Source organism: Mesorhizobium sp. M0621, assembly GCF_040320745.1.
GTDB lineage: Bacteria > Pseudomonadota > Alphaproteobacteria > Rhizobiales > Rhizobiaceae > Mesorhizobium.
In genome coordinates, this window is record NZ_JAMYQF010000041.1 from 21,872 (window position 1) to 41,111 (window position 19,240).

A 19,240-nucleotide genomic window follows, 5' to 3' on the forward strand; every position below is an offset into this window, starting at 1 on the left:
TCTCAAAGCCCAATATTGCTGGGATGATGGTTGGAGTGGGTTACGAATGCCTCCCTCAATGTCCGGCTGGCGCCCTTGCCATCGTCGTCGGCTTTCGCCATGAAGGCCGATGAATTCGCCTCTGCCAGCCAGCGCACGCCAGCGGCTCGACGACCTGCTCGTCCAGCGCGGGCTGTTTGCCAGCCGCTCGCGTGCCCGCGACGCGGTCGAACGCGGCACGGTGACGGTCGACGGTGTCCTCGCCCGCAAGCCTGGCCAGAGTGTTTTGCCGCAATGCCTTGTTACCATCGATGATCCGGCGCAAGGCTATGTGTCGCGCGCGGCACTCAAGCTGATCGGTGGGCTCGACCATTTCGGCCTCGATCCAGCCGGCTGCGAGGCGCTCGACATCGGCGCCTCGACCGGCGGCTTTACCCAGGTTCTGCTGGAGCGTGGCGTGGCTCATGTCACCGCGATCGATGTCGGGCATGGTCAGGTGCACCCTGATGTCGGCCAAGACCCGCGTGTGACGGTGATCGAGGGCCTGAACGCGCGCGATCTGACCGTCGCCGATCTTGGCGGTCGTATTCCGGATTTCATCGTGTCCGATGTCAGCTTCATTTCGTTGAAACTGGCGATGCCACCGGCGCTTGGCCTTGCGAAGGCTGGCGCCAAGGCCATGTTTCTGGTCAAGCCGCAATTCGAGGCCGGTCGCGAAGCGATCGGCAAGGGTGGTCTGTTGAAAGACCCCTACGACGCTTCCCGTGTCGCCGGCCTGCTGCAGGATTGGCTCGACGCCGTTCCCGGCTGGCGCTCGCTCGGGCTGCATTTGTCGCCGATCGAGGGCGGCGACGGCAATCGCGAATTCCTGCTCGGTGGGATCAAGGATCGATGAGCGCGCGCTTCAGCATCAGGAAACTTGGCGCCCAGGGCGACGGCATCGCCGAGACCGAGACAGGCGATCTGTTCATTCCCTTCACACTGCCCGGCGAAACAGTCACCGCCGCGCGCGAAAGGGATCGCGCCATGCTGATGGCGGTGCTGGAAGCCTCGCCGCTGCGCATCGATCCCGCCTGCCGCCATTTCACCGAATGCGGCGGCTGCGCCCTCCAGCATTTCGAAGCCGAAGCCTATCGCCAGTGGAAACGCGAAAAGGTGGCGCACGCCCTGAAGGGCAAAGGCATCGATTGCGAGATCGGTGAACTGGTCGCCTGCGCGCCGCACACGCGCCGCCGTGTCGTGCTTGCCGCCCGGCGCACCGATACAGGCATGCTGCTTGGCTTCAACCGTCATCTGTCGCCGGAGATCATCTCCATATCGGAATGTCCGATCTCGCTGCCCGAGATCGTCAGCGCGCTCGGCCCACTGAAGGCGCTCGCCGAGTTGATATGCGCCACAACAAAATCGTTTCGGCTGGCTGTCACCGTGACCGGTTCGGGCCTTGATATCGCGGTACACGAATCCGGCAAGCTCGGCGAACACCAGCGCCGTATCGCTGCCAACTTCGTCATGGCCCAGGGATTTGCCCGGCTCTCGATCGATGACGAGATCGTCATCGAACCCAAGAAGCCGGTGGTCATGTTCGGCGGCGTTGCCGTTGCCATTCCGCCGGGCGCCTTCCTGCAGGCAACCGAGGCCGCCGAACAGGCGATGGCCGATATCGTCGGCGGACATCTGAAGCGTGCCAAGAAAGTGGCGGATCTTTTCGCCGGTTGCGGCAGCTTTGCCTTGCGGCTGGCAATGAAATCGGAAGTCCATGCGGTGGAGGGTGATGCGGCAGCCCTTTCGGCGCTCGACCGGGGATCGCGCTTCGCCACCGGGCTGAAGCGGGTGACGGGCGAACGCCGCGACCTGTTCCGCCGGCCGCTGACGCTCAAGGAGTTGAATGCCTTCGACGGCGTCGTGTTCGACCCGCCGCGGGCGGGCGCCGAAGACCAGTCGAAGCAGATCGCTCGTTCGGATGTTCCCTACGTTGCCGCGGTGTCCTGCAATCCGGTGACGCTCGCGCGGGATTTGCGCATCCTGCTCGACGGTGGCTACACCTTGAAAAGCGTCACCCCGATCGACCAGTTCCTGTGGTCGCCACATGTCGAGGCGGTGGCGCTGCTCGAGAAGCCGAAGAGGCGTCGCTAGCGCAGCGGCATTTCTTGCCTTCCTTCGCTGAGATCTAAAATCGGCCAGCATATGAAGAGTTTCGGATTGGACGTGTTATCCACTTCGTCGAGAATGCCGAATTCAATAAGGCGATCGACGGCATTTCGCGCGGCAGGATAGGTAATCGCCAGTTTCTCGGCGATACGTGGAATAGACGTTGCGGGAGAGATGAATAGCTCGTCCACTATCGTCATCAGCCGGGCCGAACTTCGTACCTCAGATATCCGCTGGCGAAAATCTTGGCGCATGATTTCAAGCGCTGCGAGTGTCGCCCCAGCGGCGCGGCAGGAATTGATGATCATCTCAAGGAAGAACCCTATCCAAGCCGTCCACTCGCCGTCGCGCGAGACGGCCAACATGAGATCGACATAGTCATCCTTCCGTCCCTCGACGGCGGGGCTCAGATAGAGAAGTGGCCGCTCCAACACGCGTTCCTGCATCAAGAAAATTGGCACAAGAATACGACCTACGCGGCCATTTCCGTCGGCGAAGGGATGGATCGTCTCAAACTGGTAGTGAAATAACGCGGCATCGATAATAGGAGGTGTCGCGCCGCGGTTCTCTCGATTGAGGTACTGCTCAAGCGCAGCCATGGCTGTCTCCGCTTCAGCGGGCGGAGGGGGGATAAATCGGGCGTTTTCGATCTGCCGGTTTCTGCCGCCGATGAAATTCTGCTGATCCTTGTATTGCCCAGGTCGCTTGTTTGCTCCCCTATCGCTTCTAGCTCCCGATAGTAGAACCATATGGGTTTGTTTTATCATCCGATTGGAGATCGGGAGTTCATGGCGCATCTCGTTTGCGGCCTCGAACGCTCGAACATAGTTGCGAACTTCGATTGTCGAGTCGTCGACTTTGGAGTCACCCTCCAGTTCAGCTATCGCGAGCGCGTTTGCTGTCGTGTAGGTCCCCTCCATGCTTGAAGACAGGAGTGCCTCCTTACGCTGGAGCGGACGAATGACAAGAGCTGGGTTTGCCAGACCTCGTCCGGCTCCATTTAGTTCCCCGATCGCTTTCATCGCTTCAGCCAATGGCAAGGCCAATGCCGAATAATCTATCTCGGGCGGCAGTGGATTGGGGACGAATGCCATCTGTCCCGCGATGGTGGGTACCAAGCGTCCCGTTCGAGAATGAACGAATTCTGAAGGATTCATAATCGTGGCTAGGGCCAGAGTCAGATTATAGTTTTAACGTCAAAACTATAATCGTCTCCGACCCGATTCAAGTCACCTATGATCGATTTCAAGGGGATTAAAGTTTTATGCTAAAACGATAATCTCTAACCCTGCAACAATCTCTCTCAAACCCGCGTGCCGCCCACCGTCATCTGGTTCATGCGCAAATGCGGCTGGCCGACGCCGACAGGCACGCCCTGTCCGGCCTTGCCGCACATGCCGATGCCGGTGTCGAGCTTCATATCGTTGCCGATCATCGAAACGCGGTGCATGGCGTCCGGCCCGTTGCCGATCAGCATCGCGCCCTTGATCGGCTGCGTCACCTTGCCGTTCTCGATCATGTAGGCCTCGGTGCAACCGAACACGAATTTTCCCGAGGTGATGTCGACCTGGCCACCGCCGAAGGACACGGCATAGATGCCGTTCTTGATCGAGGCGATGATTTCGTCCGGCTCCATGTCGCCCGCCGTCATATAGGTGTTGGTCATGCGCGGCATCGGCTGGTGGGCATAGCCTTCGCGCCGGCCATTGCCGGTCGCCGTCATGCCCATCAGCCTGGCATTCTGGCGATCCTGCATGTAGCCGACCAGTTTGCCGTCTTCGATCAGCACATTGCGGGCCGAAGGCGTGCCTTCGTCGTCGACGGTGAGTGAGCCGCGCCGCTCGGGCATGGTGCCGTCATCGACGACGGTCACCCCCTTGGCGGCGACCTGCTGGCCCAGCAGGCCGGCGAAGGCCGAGGTCTTCTTGCGGTTGAAATCGCCTTCCAGCCCATGGCCGACGGCCTCGTGCAGCATGACGCCCGGCCATCCGCTCGACAGCACGATGTCGAAAGTGCCGGCCGGCGCCGGTATCGCCTCGAGGTTGACCAGGGCTTGCCTGAGCGCCTCCTTGGCGGCGTGCTTCCAGCTGTCTTCGACCAGGAATTCGCCAAAGGCCTTGCGGCCGCCCATGCCGTAGGAGCCGCTCTCCTGGCGGTCGCCATCGCCGACCACGACAGAGACGTTGATGCGGACCAGCGGGCGGATGTCGCGCACCACCTGGCCGTCGGCGCGCACGATCTCGACATGCTGCCATGAGGCGGCAAGCGAGGCCGAAACCTGGCGCACGCGTGGATCCTCGGCGCGCAGCCATGCGTCGATTTCCTGCAAAAGCTTTGCCTTGGCCTCGAAGGAAGGCGAGGGGATCGGGTTCTCGTCGCCGTAGAGATGGCGGTTGGTGCGGGCGGGTGCGGCGGCAAGCGTGCTGGAATAACCACCCTTGACGGTTGAAACGGCGTCGGCCGCGCGCAGCAGCGAGGCCTCGGAAAGATCGCTGGAATGCGCGTAGCCGCTGGCTTCGCCGGCGACGGCGCGCAGGCCAAAGCCCTGGTCGGTGTTGAAGTTGGCGGTCTTCAGCCGGCCATTGTCGAACATCAGCGCTTCGCTCTCGCTATATTCGAGAAATAGCTCGCCGTCGTCGGCGCCGTTGATGGTCTCGGCGACGATCTGCTTGATGCGATCGTCTGAAATGTCGAATTGGCCGATCAGGCTGTTCATGGCGCGTCCGTTCACAGGAGGAATGGGTCTTTGCCACGATGTAGGCGCGAAGGCGCGCCGAGACAATCGTCCTGCCGCATTGTAAAGGCAAATGCACTCCGACGTCAGGTTCTCGGCGTCGCTTTTGTCAGGGCAGGGCGGCAAAACCGTCGGCGAAGCCCTTGAGATCGACAGGGATGCCGATGCCTTCTTCCGGGGTCTGGAAGACGATGAAGGTGGCCGACGTGCCGGTCTTCAGCGTGTCGAGCAGCGGCTTTTCGAGAATGACCTCGGCATAGCAGCCGTCCTGGAAGCAGCGCACGAAATAGGCGCGGCCGATGTCCTTGCCGTCGACATTGAGGCCGAGCCCGTTGGGCAAAAGCACGCCGAGCGGTGCCAGCACGCGCAGGATCTCCGCCTTGTTGTCGGCGGTGCGCAGCACGACAACCGACAGTCCCATCTCCGGACGGTCCTCGGCGACGACGTTCTGCATCATTACGCATTGTTCCGACGTGGCGCCGGCCGGCGTGTCGCAGATGATCGACCACGCGCCATGCGTCGAGCGCACCGTGCCGCTCGGTTGCGCGGCACTGGCCGTGCTGGACAAGCCGATACCGGACAGGGCGGCGATAAAGATGACCTTCGCCCAGTTTCTCGAAAACCGAGAGTTTCTCGAAAGCCAAGGGGTCATGACGGCTCCATTGCGAATCACGGCACTTTAAGCCGCGCCAAAGCCAAGTAAAGGACGAGACCGCAACCGGTCTGCCCCGAAAAAGCCAATGCGGCGCTTTTCCCTGTCAATTTCGCCCGAATTGCGACGTCCGGCACGAGCGGCCCGCGAGAATGCGACCGTTGGCCCAACATAGGCGATTCGGGGCTGCCGTCGCTGCCTTCAAAGGCACATCCGGGCTTGCGCGCAAAAATGCCGCACGGTTTCGCCCGCTCCTTTCTTGCGGAGGGAAAAAGAGTATGGTTTGAACCAGTTTGAGACTGTCGGGATTCCCGTCCCGGCATTATTCGTTATTCTCGTGGATACCGCCGCGAGGAACTGGGAGACGATGAGGGCGATGAGAAATTTCCTGGCAAACGCCAAGTTTCCAGCAAGTGCCAAGCTTCTAAGTGCTTGCGCCGCTGTCACGTTTTTCGCAGGTACATCCGCCCATGCCGACCAGCCAAAGAACTGGGAGACAACCTTCCAGGCGCCGGCGACCGACATGATGCGGCAGATCGAGTGGTTCGGAAACTACACGATGTGGTTCATCGTCCCGATCACCATCCTGGTGCTTCTTCTCCTCGCCTATTGCATCGTGAGATTCCGCGCGAGCGCGAACCCGGTACCGTCCAAGACCAGCCACAACACGCTGATCGAGGTGATCTGGACCGTCGGCCCGGTCGTCATCCTGCTTTGCCTCGCCATTCCCTCGTTCCAGCTGCTGACCGCGCAATATACGCCGCCGGAAGAAGCAAAGCTGACCGTCAAGGCGACCGGCAACCAGTGGAACTGGGATTACGAGTACCAGACCGAGAACACGCTCTCCTTCAACTCCGCGATCCTCCAGGACGGTGATCGGGCCGGCGCCGGCAAGGAGGACCGCGAGGAATATCCGCGCCTGCTGGCCGTCGACAATGAATTGGTGGTGCCGGTCAACACCATGACCCGCGTGCTTGTCACCGCGACCGACGTCATCCATTCCTTTGCCATGCCGTCGTTCGGCATCAAGATCGACGCCATTCCGGGCCGCACCAACGAGACCTGGTTCAAGGCGGAGAAGGAAGGCCTCTACTACGGTCAGTGCTCGCAGCTCTGCGGCAAGGACCATGCGTTCATGCCGATTGCAATCCGCGTCGTCTCGGATGCGCAGTTCAAGACCTGGCTGGCGGCAGCCAAGACCGATCTGCCCGGCGCCAACAAGACGCTGATGGCCGAGGTCGACGGCCGAAACAAGGTAGCAGTCGCCGGCAACTGATGCCGCGGCCAGAAAAGATCAGGGAACGGAGCGGAACATGGCAGACGCTGCAGCTCACGACGGGCACGACCACAAGCCTTATCACGGCTGGGTGCGCTGGGTTTATTCGACCAACCACAAGGACATCGGTACACTCTACCTGATCTTCGCGATCATGGCCGGCATCATCGGCGGTGCCCTGTCGGTCGCCATCCGCATGGAACTGCAGGAGCCGGGCATCCAGATCTTCAGCGGCCTGGCGCAGATGGTCTACGGCATGAACGGTGACGCCGCGATCGACGGCGGCAAGAGCATGTACAATGCCTTCGCCACCGCGCATGCGCTGATCATGATCTTCTTCATGGTCATGCCGGCGCTGATCGGCGGTTTTGCCAACTGGATGGTTCCGATCATGATCGGCGCACCCGACATGGCGTTCCCGCGCATGAACAACATCTCCTTCTGGCTGCTGCCGCCGGCCTTCATCCTATTGCTCACCTCGATGTTCATGCCGAGCGCGCCGGGCGCCTTCGGCGTCGGCGGGGGCTGGACGCTTTATCCGCCGCTTTCGACCTCGGGCCAGCCCGGACCGGCGATGGATCTGGCGATCCTGTCGATCCACATTGCCGGTGCGTCGTCGATCCTTGGCGCCATCAACTTCATCACCACCATCTTCAACATGCGCGCGCCCGGCATGACGCTGCACAAGATGCCGCTGTTTGCCTGGTCGGTGCTGATCACCGCCTTCCTGCTGCTGCTGTCGTTGCCGGTTCTGGCCGGCGGCATCACCATGCTGCTCACCGACCGCAATTTCGGCACGACCTTCTTTGCTCCCGATGGCGGCGGCGATCCTATCCTGTTCCAGCACCTGTTCTGGTTCTTCGGTCACCCGGAAGTCTACATTCTGATCCTGCCGGGCTTCGGCATCATCAGCCACGTCATCTCGACCTTTTCGAAGAAGCCGGTGTTCGGTTATCTCGGCATGGCCTACGCCATGGTGGCGATCGGCGCCGTCGGCTTCATCGTCTGGGCGCACCACATGTACACGACCGGCCTGTCGCTCGACACGCAGCGTTATTTCGTCTTCGCCACCATGGTCATCGCGGTGCCGACGGGCGTGAAGATCTTCTCCTGGATCGCGACGATGTGGGGCGGGTCGATCTCGTTCAAGACGCCGATGCTGTGGGCGCTGGGCTTCATCTTCCTGTTCACCATCGGTGGCGTTACCGGCGTCCAGCTGGCCAATGCCGGTCTCGACCGCTCGCTGCATGACACCTATTTCGTCATCGCCCACTTCCACTATGTGCTGTCGCTCGGCGCAGTGTTCGCCATCTTCGCCGGCTGGTACTACTGGTTCCCGAAGATGACGGGCTACATGTACTCGCCGGTCATCGCCAACACCCACTTCTGGGTCACTTTCGTCGGCGTCAACCTGATCTTCTTCCCGCAGCACTTCCTCGGCCTCGCCGGCATGCCGCGTCGCACCATCGACTATCCGGACGCGTTTGCCGGCTGGAATTATGTGTCGTCCATCGGCTCCTATATCTCGGCCGTCGGCGTCCTGATCTTCCTCTATTGCGTGTTCGAAGCTTTCCAGAAGAAGCGGATCGCTGGCGCCAACCCGTGGGGGGAGGGTGCAACGACTCTCGAATGGCAGCTGCCTTCGCCGCCGCCTTTCCACCAGTGGGAACAGCTGCCGAAGATCAAGTAAGGCGGCTTCCCGCTCGAATACGAAACCGCCGGTTCGCTGGCGGTTTTGGCCAACGGAATAATGGACTTAAGTACGCATGGCCCTTGTCGACGACCCATTGATTGACGAAGCGGGCTTTCGCATGTCGGAAGCAACAGCGGGCGATTTCTTCGCCCTGCTGAAGCCGCGCGTCATGTCGCTGGTGGTGTTCACAGCCTTTGTCGGCATGGTCGCGGCACCCGTGACCATCAATCCGCTGCTGGCGGTGATCGCCATCCTGGCTATTGCCATTGGCGCTGGCGCCTCGGGCGCGCTCAATATGTGGTACGACGCCGACATCGACGCGGTGATGACCAGGACCGCCAGCCGTCCGGTCCCGTCCGGCCGCATCCAGCCGCACGAGGCGCTGAGCTTCGGTCTGGTGCTTTCGGTGCTGTCGGTGATGACGCTCGGCGTTCTGGTCAACTGGCTGGCGGCGACGCTGCTGGCCTTCACCATCTTCTTCTATGCCGTCGTCTACACGATGTGGCTGAAGCGCTGGACGCCGCAGAACATCGTTATCGGCGGTGCTGCCGGCGCCATTCCGCCCGTGATCGGCTGGGCCGCGGTGACCGGCACGGTCAGCCTTGAAAGCATCGTCCTGTTCCTGATCATCTTTCTGTGGACGCCGCCGCATTTCTGGGCGCTGGCACTGTTCAAGTCCGAGGACTACGCCAAGGCAGGTATCCCAATGATGCCGAACGTCGCCGGGCACGCTTCGACCCGCCGCCAGATCTTCGCTTACGCGCTGGTGCTGGCCCCCGTCGGTGTGTTGCCGTGGATGCTTGGCTACACCACGCCGGTCTACGGCGTCGCTGCCGCGCTGCTTGGGCTGGGGTTTGTCTGGTACGCATGGAAAGTGCTTGCCATGGCCGACGACGACCGCGTCATGAAACCGGCCAAGGCCTTGTTCGCCTATTCGCTGCTTTATCTCTTCGCCATCTTCGCTGCCTATCTGGCCGACAGCGTTGTCGAGCGCGCGCTTGCCATGGGCGGAGCATGACCATGATCGAAGAAAAGCTCGAACTGGTCACGCTGACCGAGCGGCAGAGGAAAGCCAGACGCAACCGTTCGGTCGCGATCGGTGTAGCGCTGGCTGTACTGGTCGTCATTTTCTACATCGCGACGATCGTGAAGTTCGGCCACAATCTGTCAGGCACGATGTGATGAGCGTCGAGACGCCCAAAAGACCGTCCGGGAAGAGCGGCAACCTCGTCGTCGCAGCCGTCTGCCTTGCCTTCTTCACCGGCATGATCGGCATGGCCTATGCCGCGGTGCCGCTCTACAAGATGTTCTGCCAGGCGACGGGCTATGGCGGCACGACGCAACGTGCCGAGAAGCAGTATGCCGGCCGCGTGCTCGACCGTGAGATCACCGTCCGCTTCGATGCCAACATCGCCGGCGTGCCGTGGGACTTCCAGCCGGTCCAGCGCTCGGTGACCATGAAGATCGGCGAGACGGTGCAGGCGCACTACAAGGCCACCAACAAGTTCGATCGCCCCGTGACCGGCCGCGCCACCTTCAATGTGCAGCCGGAACTGGCGGGACCCTACTTCAACAAGGTCGAGTGCTTCTGCTTCACCGACACGACGCTGAAGCCCGGCGAGACGCTGGACATGCCGGTCCTGTTCTATGTGGACCCTGATATCGTCAACGTGCCCGAACTGAAGGACGTCAAGACGATCACTCTGTCCTATACGATGTTCCCGGTCGAGAAGACCAAGCCGGTCGCCTCCTCGGAGCCGGCCCAGGGCAACAGCAAGACAATTTCCAATACCGAAGAAAATCTCGGGGGTTGATATGGCAGACGCGCACGCAAAACCACAGCATGACTATCATCTCGTCGATCCGAGCCCATGGCCTTTCCTGGGCTCGGTAGGGGCGCTCGTCATGGCCTTTGGCGGTGTCTGCCTGATGGAGTACCTGAAGGGCGGTTCTTTTCCGATCTTCGGCTTCAACATCGCCAATCCGTGGCTGTTCTTCATCGGTCTGGTGATCGTGCTCTACACCATGTTCGCCTGGTGGTCGGACACGATCAAGGAAGCGCATGAGGGCCATCACACGCGGGTCGTGTCGCTTCATCTGCGCTACGGCATGATCATGTTCATCGCCTCGGAGGTGATGTTCTTCGTTGCCTGGTTCTGGGCCTATTTCGACGCCAGCCTTTTCGCCGGCGAGGTGCAGAACTACGCACGAAATACATTTACCGGTGGCGTCTGGCCGCCGAAGGGCATGGAGGTTCTCGATCCCTTCCATTTGCCGCTCTACAACACCGTCATCCTGCTTCTGTCGGGCACCACGGTCACTTGGGCGCACCATTCGCTCATCCATGGCGATCGCAAGGGATTGATCAACGGTCTGGTGCTGACCGTCGGCCTCGGCATGCTGTTCACCATGGTGCAGGCCTATGAGTACATGCACGCTCCGTTCGGCTTCAAGGATTCCATCTACGGCGCCACCTTCTTCATGGCGACCGGCTTCCACGGCTTCCATGTCATCATCGGCACCATCTTCCTGCTCGTCTGCCTGATCCGGGCGATGAAGGGTGATTTCACCCCCAAGCAGCATTTCGGCTTCGAGGCGGCCGCCTGGTACTGGCACTTCGTCGACGTGGTCTGGCTGTTCCTTTTCGCATCGATCTACGTCTGGGGATCGGTCGGCGCGGTGATCGAAGGCCACTGACCCGGCTTTTAGGATTTCGATTTGGGGAGAGGCGGCCACGGCGACGTGGCCGCCTTCTTCTTTTCGGCGCGATAATCGCCGATCCGTAGCCGACGTGGCCGACAATTCCCTGTGCCATTCGCGCATTCATGATCATGACGTTGCCGAGCTGCTTCAATTGGTCGACTGGACCGACGGCTGCATTGCGGTTACGGACTCCGACATGGACGAAATCTGGGCAATGGTGGCCGATGGGACACCGATTGAGATCGAGCGGTAAGCAATGAGCGACGACGCTTCCATGAGCGACGACAAGGCGATCTGGCCTCCGATCGACCCGATTTCGGCCGGCCTCCATGGCCGCTGTCCACGCTGCGGCGAGGGGCGGCTGTTTGCCGGGTTCCTCACCGTCGGCAAGCGCTGCGTCAATTGCGGCCTCGACTATTCCTACGCCGATGCCGGCGATGGGCCGGCGGTCTTCGTCATCCTGATCATCGGCTTCATCATTGTCGGCCTGGCGCTTTGGGTTGAAGTCACGCTGAGCCCGCCGCTCTGGCTGCATCTGCTGGTCTGGATCCCGCTGGCTGTCGTGCTGTGCCTGACGGCGCTCCGGCTGATCAAGGGCGTCCTGCTCACCCTGCAATACCGCAACAAGGCGGCCGAGGGGCGGCTGGATCGCGGCGAATGAGCGAGGCATCCGTCAAAGCCGGTGGCCATTCGCGGCCACGGACGGCCTTGCTGTTCGGCCTTGGCACGGCACTGTTCCTGATCCTGCTGGCGCTCGGCACCTGGCAGGTCCAGCGCCTGTACTGGAAGGAAGGTCTTCTTGAGACCATCGACCAGCGCACCCACTCAGCGCCACGGCCGCTGGCCGAGGTTGAGAAAGAATTCGCGGCCGCCGGCGACGTCGACTACACACCCGTCACCGTCACCGGCACATTCCTGCATCAAGGCGAACGGCATTTCTACGCGACCTGGGAAGGCGACGCGGGTTTCAATGTCTACACGCCGCTTGCCCTGGACGATGGCCGCTTCGTCCTGATCAATCGCGGCTTCGTGCCTTACGATCTGAAGGACGCCGCCAAGCGCGCCAAGGGACAGGTGACGGGCAAGGTGACGGTCACCGGGCTCGCCCGCAATCCGCTGCCGGCAAAGCCGTCGATGATGCTTCCCGACAATGATGTGGCGAAGAACATCTTCTACTGGAAGGATCGCGACGTGATGGCGGCGAGCGCCGGGTTGCCGGCGGGCGCTGCGCTGGTGCCGATCTTCATCGACGCCGACAAGACGCCAAATCCAGGCGGCTTGCCGGTGGGCGGCGTCACCATCATCGACCTGCCGAACAGCCATCTGCAATATGCGATGACCTGGTACGGGCTCGCCGCGGCGCTCGCCGCCGTGCTTATCCTGCGGCTTCGCCGTCCCGCGAAAGAGGAATGAACGCGACCGACGCCCGCCTCTCTACCGATGCCCTTGACAGGGCAGGGGTAGGCACCTCATTTCGGCTTTGATCAACCGGCCCGGATTCATGCTTCAGACAACGACCAAACCACCTTTGACGATCCGGCTCTGCCAGCCGCGCGGCTTTTGCGCCGGTGTCGACCGTGCCATCCAGATCGTCGTGCTGGCGCTGAAGAAATATGGCGCGCCGGTCTATGTCCGCCACGAGATCGTGCACAACCGTTACGTCGTCGAGGGGCTGCAAAGCCTTGGCGCCGTCTTCATCGAGGAACTCTCCGAGATCCCGGCCGAACACCGGCAGTCGCCAGTCGTGTTCTCGGCGCATGGCGTACCGAAGTCGGTGCCGGCGGATGCCCAGGCACGCAACCTCTTCTATCTCGATGCCACCTGCCCGCTGGTGTCGAAGGTTCACAAACAGGCAATGCGCCATCAGCGGCTTGGCAGGCATGTGCTCTTGATCGGCCATGCCGGACATCCCGAGGTGATCGGCACCATGGGCCAACTGCCGGACGGCGCGGTGACGCTGATCGAGACAGAAGCCGATGCGGCAAAGCTCGCGCCCGCCGATCCGCAGGCGCTCGGCTTCGTTACCCAGACCACGCTGTCGGTCGAGGACACCGCCGGCATTATCCGCGCCTTGCAGGATCGCTTTCCTGCCTTGCAGGCGCCGGCGGCGGAATCGATCTGCTACGCCACCACCAACCGCCAGGAGGCGGTCAAGGAAACGGCGGCCGGCGCCGATCTCTATCTGATCGTCGGCGCACCCAATTCCTCCAACTCCCGACGCCTTGTCGAAGTGGCGGAACGTGCCGGCGCCTCGATGTCGCTTCTCGTGCAGCGCGCCGCCGAGATTCCGTGGAATGACATCGGCAACATCTCGACGCTTGGCCTGTCGGCTGGCGCATCGGCGCCCGAAATCATCGTCGACGAGATCATCGACGCGTTCCGGCAACGCTTCGACGTGACGATCGATCTGGCCATCACGGCCACGGAAACGGAGGATTTTCCGGTCATGCGGGTACTGCGCGATGTCGAACTGACGCGGGCCGACATGGCCTTCGTCAATGGAGCCGCGTAAGGCACATGGCGGTCTACACCGACGTTGCGGAAGGCGAACTCAGCGCGTTCCTGAAGCACTATCCGGTCGGCGAACTCCTGTCTTACAAGGGCATCGCCGAAGGCACCGAGAACTCGAACTTCCTGCTGCACACCTCCAGCGGCTCCTACATCCTGACGCTCTACGAAAAGCGGGTCGACAAGGCGGATCTGCCGTTTTTCCTCGGGCTGATGGGCCATCTCGCAAAAAAGGGCGTGTCCTGCCCGCTGCCGGTGACCGCGGATGACGGCAGCGTCATCGGCACGCTCGCCGGCCGGCCGGCTGTCATCATCACCTTCCTCGAAGGGCTTTCGCTGCGGCGGCCGACAGCGACGCATTGCGGCGAGGTCGGCAAGGCGTTGGCGCAGTTGCATCTGGCCGGCGCCGATTTTTCGATGACGCGTCCGAATGCGCTGGCCATCGACGGCTGGCGCAAGCTTTGGAATGCATCCCGCGACCGCGCCGATGAAGTCGAGCCAGGTCTTGCGGCCGAGGTCGATGCCGACTTCGCCGATTTCGAGCGCAACTGGCCGAAAGACCTGCCGCAAGGCATCATCCATGCCGATCTTTTCCCGGACAACGTCTTCTTCCTCGGAGAAAAGCTTTCCGGTCTGATCGATTTCTATTTCGCTTGCGACGACCTCTACGCCTACGATGTCGCTACCTGCCTCAATGCCTGGTGCTTCGAGAAGGATTTTTCCTTCAACCTCACCAAGGGCAAGGCGTTGCTTGCCGGCTATCAGAGCGTGCGTCCCCTAAGCGACCAGGAGAAGGCGGCGCTGCCGATGCTGGCGCGCGGTTCGGCGCTGCGCTTCATGCTGACCCGGCTGTACGATTGGCTAACCGTGCCCGATGGCGGGCTGGTGATGAAACGCGACCCGACCGAGTATATCCGCAGGATGCGGTTCCATCGGGCGATCAGATCTCCTTCGGAATATGGATTGGCCTAATATGGGGTATCATGAGCAAGCAGGTTGAGATCTTCACCGACGGTGCCTGTTCGGGCAACCCCGGTCCCGGCGGCTGGGGCGCGATCCTGCGCTTCAATGGCACCACCAAGGAGCTTTCCGGAGGTGAGGCCGAGACGACCAACAACCGCATGGAACTTCTCGCCGCCATCTCGGCGCTGAACGCGCTGAAGGAACCTTGCGCGGTCGAGCTTCACACCGACAGCAAATATGTCATGGACGGCATCTCCAAGTGGATCCACGGCTGGAAGAAGAACGGCTGGAAGACCGCCGACAAGAAGCCTGTGAAGAACGGTGAGCTCTGGCAGGCTTTGGATGAGGCCAACCGGCGCCACAAAGTCACCTGGAACTGGGTCAGGGGTCATGCGGGCCATACCGAGAACGAGCGTGCCGACGAACTCGCGCGCGAAGGCATGGCGCCGTTCAAGAAGGGTCCATTCAAGCCTGCTGTGGCCTCAAAGCCAGCTGTGCAGACAAAACAGCCGGCAGTCGCAAAGGTGCGGCGCTCAACCCAGAGCTATTGATCCCGAGAGCGGGGCGGCTCTCGCCCGAGTACCTCTGTCGTGCCGATCCTCTACTACGTCACGCATCCCCAGGTTCAGCTTGATGCCAATGTTCCAGTGCCGGAATGGGGGCTATCCGACATCGGACGGGCGAGAGCGTTTGCCATGCTCGATCAGCCCTGGGTCGGGTCGATCCGCCGTATCGTGTCGTCGGCCGAACGCAAGGCAATGGAAACCGCCGGGATACTCGCAGCGCATCTGCGTCTTGCCATCGAGGTGAGAGAACGGATGCACGAGAACGATCGCCCGGCAACGGGCTTTCTGCCGCCGCCGGAGTTCGAAGCGGTCGCGGACCAGTTCTTTGCCAATCCACACAAAAGCATTCGCGGATGGGAAAGAGCCAACGAAGCCCAGCAGCGTATCGTGAGCGAGGTTGACACGGTGCTCCGCACCAACGACGCCGACGACATTGTTTTCGTGGGTCATGGAGGCGTGGGAACGCTGCTGTTGCTATCCCTCAGTGGTCGCGAGATCAGCCGCGAAGCGGATCAGCCAGCCGGTGGCGGCAACTGTTTTGCTTACGATATCGGCGTTCGCGACATTATCCATGGATGGCGGCCGATCGACAGGATGCCTTGATCAGTAGGCGTACGCATAGGGCTAGGACGGACTTTTCTGGTGGCTGTGCAGTTGCTCAAGGATATGGATGGGAGTAATATTTCCTACTATAGAGCAATGTAATGAGGACGCAGCGTGGCAAACGTGGAAAAAATGAGCGTGGCTGTGACCCCGCAACAGGCCGCCGTCATGCGAGAAGCTGTGGAAGCGGGCGAGTATGCCACTGCAAGCGAGATTGTGCGTGAAGCGGTGCGAGATTGGTTGGCCAAGCGCGAACTGCGGCATGACGATATCCGCCGGCTGAGGCAGCTGTGGGATGAAGGCAAGGCAAGCGGGAGACCGGAACCTGCGGATTTCGATGCGTTGCGAAGGGAAGCTCGGCGAAAGCTGACGGAAGCCCCGCCGAATGGCCGTTAGGCTAGTCTGGTCACCTGCGGCCAGGGCGGACCTCATCGACATCTACGTGATGATAGGCAGCGAAAACATACGGGCCGCCGATCGCTATTATGATCAGATAGAAGCGCGCGCCATGCAGCTGGTAGACCAGCCGCGCATGGGTATTAGGCGACCGGACATCAGGTCTTCCGCACGAATGCTGGTGGAGGCGCCGTTTGTACTGCTCTACGAAACGATTCCGGACACCGACGACGGCCCTGTTGAGTGGGTTGAAATCGTCCGTGTGGTGGACGGCCCGGCGGGATCTGAACCGTTTGTTCTAGCTGTCTAACGTATCAGCAGTGCTGTGCCCCAAAGCCCGAGCGCGAACACCGTGTGCGACACCAAATTGAGCGCTCGGATCAGCATCGGATTGGGTCGCTTCGATGCGGCCCAGCCGGCGCCCATGCCGGGCGCCAGCAGGAACCAGCCGGCGCCGACGGTGACGATGCCGAGGATGAAGGCCGGCAGGAAGGTCGGCGCGGCAAGCCAGCCTGCGCCGGCCAGCACCACCAGGATGACGCCGTAGACGATGCCGACAAAATAATGAAAGGCCCAGCCCAGCGCTTTTTCATGCGCGTAGGGCGCTGCACCGCCGATATCGTCGTGAAAGATCTTGTCGCGCAGATGCCAGACCCAGCGACCGACCGGCCCCCAGTTCGGTCGTGGTTGGCCGAACGCCTTGTGCAGGAAGATGGCCCACAGGTCCATCGCCACGGTGGCGCCGATGCCGATCGCGATAGCGCGCCAGAAGATGTCAAACATCGCTAAGTCCCCCCAAAGGCAAGCTCCGGACTACAGGCGCGATCGTAGTTGCGGTCCCACGCCCGACGCCGCGCTGAAGTTCAGAGCTGCCCCAGAATATGAGCCGCGCCGGACTCGTCGACACCGGGCTTGGTCTCGACATTGAGTGCTGTGACCTTGCCGTCGTCGACGATCATCGAAAACCGCTTCGAGCGCAGCCCCATGCCGCCTGCGGAAAGGTCATTGTCGAGGCCCACCGCCTTGGCGAAATCGCCACTGCCGTCGGCGAGGAACAGGATCTTGCCCTCACCGCCGGTGAATCGCGCCCAGGCGCCCATGACGTGCACATCGTTGACCGAAACGACAGCGATGGTGTCGACACCGCGCGCCAGGATGGCGTCATGGTTTTCTAGATAGCCGGGCAAATGGTTGTTGCTGCAGGTCGGCGTGAAGGCGCCGGGAACCCCAAACAGCACGACCTTCTTGCCCGAGAAGATCTCGGCCCCGGTGATCGGCTTGGCGCCATCGGCGGTCATCGTCTTGAAGGTCACATCAGGCAGCTTGTCGCCAACGGAAATGGTCATGAATTCCTCGCTTGGGAAAATTGGGAAGGATGTGTCATTGCGTAGCGAACTCAACGGCTTCCTGCAACCGTTCGGGCAGGCTGGATCAAGGGAAAGGCAGAACCCCTTCGACCGCGCCTGCCGAACTCGTCAGCGTATAGTGAAGCCCGCCATCCGTCGGCGTCGTCGACGGGCGATCGAGGATCGGCACTGTGAAGATCAGCTTGCCGTCCTTTTCGCTGCGCGCCGGAGTGCCGAACATGTAGTCCCGCTCGCCGGCAACGAAGAAATCCGCTGCTTCCGGGTCGCCGGGGAAGCTTGCCTCGACAATCAGCGTCTCATGGTCGCCCGGCAGCACATTGATGCCGAAATCGGACCTCGCGGGCGCCGGCAGTGCCGTGAAACTTGCCTTCACCAGCGCCGCGTCCTCGGCATTGTCCGGATCGGAAGCAGGGTCGACGGTCAGCCGCGTCTGCACCGGAATGCAGATCGTTTCGCAGATGCCGAGAAAGATGTCGGCATCGATCACCGCCGGCTGGTTCGGCGTCGCCAGCGTGAATGTCACCGGCAGGGAAACCGGATAATTGTAGCCAGCCCATTTGCCATAGCCGTCATCATGGCGCTGGGGGGCAGGAAACGACAGAGCGGCGTCGGCGATGTTGGTGCTGCCTGAGATGTCGAGCTGCGGCGGCACTCCCGCGTCGCCCGGATCGCGCCAGTATGTCTTCCAGCCGGGCTTGAGCGCTATGTCGAGAACGCCCTGGATGCGGCCGGCGTCATCGGCTTTGCCTGATGTCACCAGCCGGACCTTGCCGCCTTCGCTGTTGTACCATGCGGATGAAGAGGCGGCGGCGGGAAGAGCGGTTGCAGATCCGATGGCAGCGCCGAGCAGCAGGATTTTCAAGCTTTGCATGGCGGTGATTTGATCGTCCGTTCGTGGCCGCGCAATGATCTCATGGCCTTGCCGGTATCATATTTGCGTGACTTTGAGGGGAGAAATGCTCGATCCGACGCCACAGGCTTTGGTCGAATCCCGCACAGCGCATCTTTTCGACGCTTTGGAAACGCGTTACGCTCCCCTTCATGGACTTGTTGCGCCACAAGAAGACGGTCGCCAGCCGCGGCTTTCTCGACGATCAGTTCCTGATTGCCATGCCCGGCATGAAGGACGACCGTTTCACGCGCTCGGTCATCTATGTCTGCGCGCACTCGGATGAAGGCGCCATGGGCCTGATCATCAACCAGACGCAGCAGATGTTGTTTCCGGACCTGCTGGTGCAACTGGGCATCATGAACGAACAGGAGGCGATCCGCTTGCCGGCGCAAGCCCGCGACTTCGTCGTGCGCAATGGCGGGCCCGTTGACCGCAGCCGGGGCTTCGTCCTGCATTCGGGCGACTACCGGGTGGAATCGTCGCTGACCGTTTCGGACGACATCTGCCTGACCGCGACCGTCGACATATTGCGCGCCATATCGTCCGGGCGCGGGCCTCGTCACGCGCTGATGGCGCTCGGCTATTCCGGCTGGGGCGCCGGCCAGCTGGAGACCGAGATCGCCGAGAATGGTTGGCTGACCTGCCCGGCCAATGCCGAGCTTCTGTTCGACACCGACATCGAGCGCAAATACGACCGGATCCTCGCCGCGATCGGCATCGATCTCGCCCATCTCAGTCTCGCCGCCGGGCACGCCTAAGC

Annotated in this window: 23 protein-coding genes and 1 pseudogene; 18 read left to right on the forward strand and 6 right to left on the reverse strand. The window is 61.6% G+C overall.

Annotation, left to right across the window (positions count from 1 at the left end):
- The first annotated feature begins 109 nt into the window (after positions 1-109).
- Positions 110-874, forward strand: coding sequence for a TlyA family RNA methyltransferase (locus NKI38_RS23775; protein ID WP_352661440.1), 765 nt, complete (start codon positions 110-112; stop codon positions 872-874).
- Positions 871-2,112: a class I SAM-dependent RNA methyltransferase gene (locus NKI38_RS23780; RefSeq protein WP_352661443.1), complete on the forward strand. Its 1,242-nt coding sequence runs from the start codon at positions 871-873 to the stop codon at positions 2,110-2,112. Before NKI38_RS23775 ends, NKI38_RS23780 begins: the two co-directional genes overlap by 4 nt.
- Here NKI38_RS23780 and NKI38_RS23785 read toward each other — a convergent pair.
- The 3 genes from NKI38_RS23785 to NKI38_RS23795 form a co-directional block, all read right to left on the reverse strand.
- Positions 2,109-3,245, reverse strand: a complete 1,137-nt coding sequence (locus tag NKI38_RS23785; protein WP_352661446.1) for a Fic family protein — start codon at positions 3,243-3,245, stop codon at positions 2,109-2,111. The genes NKI38_RS23780 and NKI38_RS23785 overlap by 4 nt on opposite strands.
- Before the next feature lie 185 nt (positions 3,246-3,430).
- Complete coding sequence (gene tldD, locus NKI38_RS23790) at positions 3,431-4,843, reverse strand: metalloprotease TldD (RefSeq protein WP_352661449.1); 1,413 nt, start codon at positions 4,841-4,843, stop codon at positions 3,431-3,433.
- 127 nt (positions 4,844-4,970) lie between these two features.
- The gene (locus tag NKI38_RS23795) at positions 4,971-5,513 is read right to left on the reverse strand and encodes an invasion associated locus B family protein (RefSeq protein ID WP_352661452.1); all 543 of its coding nucleotides are present in this window, start codon (positions 5,511-5,513) and stop codon (positions 4,971-4,973) included.
- Positions 5,514-5,889: 376 nt separating this feature from the next.
- On the opposite strand from NKI38_RS23795, the gene coxB reads away from it, so the two are divergent.
- The 15 genes and pseudogenes from coxB (at position 5,890) to NKI38_RS23870 (ending at position 16,523) form a co-directional block, all read left to right on the forward strand.
- Entirely contained in the window at positions 5,890-6,789 is a 900-nt protein-coding gene (gene coxB / locus NKI38_RS23800; RefSeq protein ID WP_502899369.1) for a cytochrome c oxidase subunit II, read from the forward strand.
- Between the two features lie 37 nt (positions 6,790-6,826).
- Entirely contained in the window at positions 6,827-8,479 is a 1,653-nt protein-coding gene (gene ctaD / locus NKI38_RS23805) for a cytochrome c oxidase subunit I (protein WP_352626576.1), read from the forward strand.
- Positions 8,480-8,555: 76 nt separating this feature from the next.
- Positions 8,556-9,500, forward strand: a complete 945-nt coding sequence (locus NKI38_RS23810; protein WP_352661458.1) for a heme o synthase — start codon at positions 8,556-8,558, stop codon at positions 9,498-9,500.
- A complete protein-coding gene (locus NKI38_RS23815; protein WP_023759130.1) occupies positions 9,497-9,664 on the forward strand; it encodes a cytochrome c oxidase system small membrane protein in 168 nt (55 codons plus the stop codon). Before NKI38_RS23810 ends, NKI38_RS23815 begins: the two co-directional genes overlap by 4 nt.
- Entirely contained in the window at positions 9,664-10,296 is a 633-nt protein-coding gene (locus NKI38_RS23820) for a cytochrome c oxidase assembly protein (RefSeq protein ID WP_352661461.1), read from the forward strand. The genes NKI38_RS23815 and NKI38_RS23820 overlap by 1 nt, the downstream gene beginning before the upstream one ends.
- Position 10,297: 1 nt before the next feature.
- Positions 10,298-11,179: a cytochrome c oxidase subunit 3 gene (locus tag NKI38_RS23825; RefSeq protein WP_352661464.1), complete on the forward strand. Its 882-nt coding sequence runs from the start codon at positions 10,298-10,300 to the stop codon at positions 11,177-11,179.
- A 19-nt stretch (positions 11,180-11,198) separates the two neighbouring features.
- Positions 11,199-11,438, forward strand: coding sequence for a L,D-transpeptidase family protein (locus NKI38_RS23830; RefSeq protein WP_352661521.1), 240 nt, complete (start codon positions 11,199-11,201; stop codon positions 11,436-11,438).
- A gap of 21 nt (positions 11,439-11,459) precedes the next feature.
- Positions 11,460-11,846 (forward strand): DUF983 domain-containing protein, encoded by a 387-nt coding sequence (locus NKI38_RS23835; protein ID WP_352627295.1) that lies wholly within the window; start codon positions 11,460-11,462, stop codon positions 11,844-11,846.
- On the forward strand, positions 11,843-12,598 hold the full coding sequence (locus tag NKI38_RS23840; protein WP_352661467.1) for an SURF1 family protein: 756 nt from the start codon (positions 11,843-11,845) through the stop codon (positions 12,596-12,598). Before NKI38_RS23835 ends, NKI38_RS23840 begins: the two co-directional genes overlap by 4 nt.
- Positions 12,599-12,686: 88 nt before the next feature.
- On the forward strand, positions 12,687-13,697 hold the full coding sequence (ispH, locus tag NKI38_RS23845; RefSeq protein ID WP_109662268.1) for a 4-hydroxy-3-methylbut-2-enyl diphosphate reductase: 1,011 nt from the start codon (positions 12,687-12,689) through the stop codon (positions 13,695-13,697).
- Positions 13,698-13,702: 5 nt separating this feature from the next.
- On the forward strand, positions 13,703-14,665 hold the full coding sequence (locus NKI38_RS23850) for a homoserine kinase (RefSeq protein ID WP_352661470.1): 963 nt from the start codon (positions 13,703-13,705) through the stop codon (positions 14,663-14,665).
- 11 nt (positions 14,666-14,676) lie between these two features.
- A complete protein-coding gene (rnhA, locus tag NKI38_RS23855) occupies positions 14,677-15,207 on the forward strand; it encodes a ribonuclease HI (protein WP_352626585.1) in 531 nt (176 codons plus the stop codon).
- Positions 15,208-15,246: 39 nt separating this feature from the next.
- Positions 15,247-15,825 (forward strand): histidine phosphatase family protein, encoded by a 579-nt coding sequence (locus NKI38_RS23860; protein ID WP_352661473.1) that lies wholly within the window; start codon positions 15,247-15,249, stop codon positions 15,823-15,825.
- A 114-nt stretch (positions 15,826-15,939) separates the two neighbouring features.
- Entirely contained in the window at positions 15,940-16,221 is a 282-nt protein-coding gene (locus NKI38_RS23865) for a ribbon-helix-helix domain-containing protein (protein ID WP_352661476.1), read from the forward strand.
- A pseudogene (locus NKI38_RS23870) lies at positions 16,211-16,523 on the forward strand (type II toxin-antitoxin system RelE/ParE family toxin). Before NKI38_RS23865 ends, NKI38_RS23870 begins: the two are co-directional and overlap by 11 nt.
- 4 nt (positions 16,524-16,527) lie before the next feature.
- On the opposite strand, the gene NKI38_RS23875 reads toward NKI38_RS23870, so the two are convergent.
- The 3 genes from NKI38_RS23875 to NKI38_RS23885 all read right to left on the reverse strand — a co-directional run bounded on the left by NKI38_RS23875 (position 16,528) and on the right by NKI38_RS23885 (position 18,459).
- Positions 16,528-17,004, reverse strand: a complete 477-nt coding sequence (locus tag NKI38_RS23875; protein ID WP_352661479.1) for a DUF2938 domain-containing protein — start codon at positions 17,002-17,004, stop codon at positions 16,528-16,530.
- An 80-nt stretch (positions 17,005-17,084) separates the two neighbouring features.
- Entirely contained in the window at positions 17,085-17,567 is a 483-nt protein-coding gene (locus NKI38_RS23880; protein ID WP_352626592.1) for a peroxiredoxin, read from the reverse strand.
- Positions 17,568-17,652: 85 nt separating this feature from the next.
- Positions 17,653-18,459, reverse strand: coding sequence for a protein-disulfide reductase DsbD domain-containing protein (locus NKI38_RS23885; RefSeq protein WP_352661482.1), 807 nt, complete (start codon positions 18,457-18,459; stop codon positions 17,653-17,655).
- Between the two features lie 170 nt (positions 18,460-18,629).
- On the opposite strand from NKI38_RS23885, the gene NKI38_RS23890 reads away from it, so the two are divergent.
- Positions 18,630-19,238: a YqgE/AlgH family protein gene (locus NKI38_RS23890; protein WP_292185166.1), complete on the forward strand. Its 609-nt coding sequence runs from the start codon at positions 18,630-18,632 to the stop codon at positions 19,236-19,238.
- Positions 19,239-19,240 lie beyond the last annotated feature (2 nt).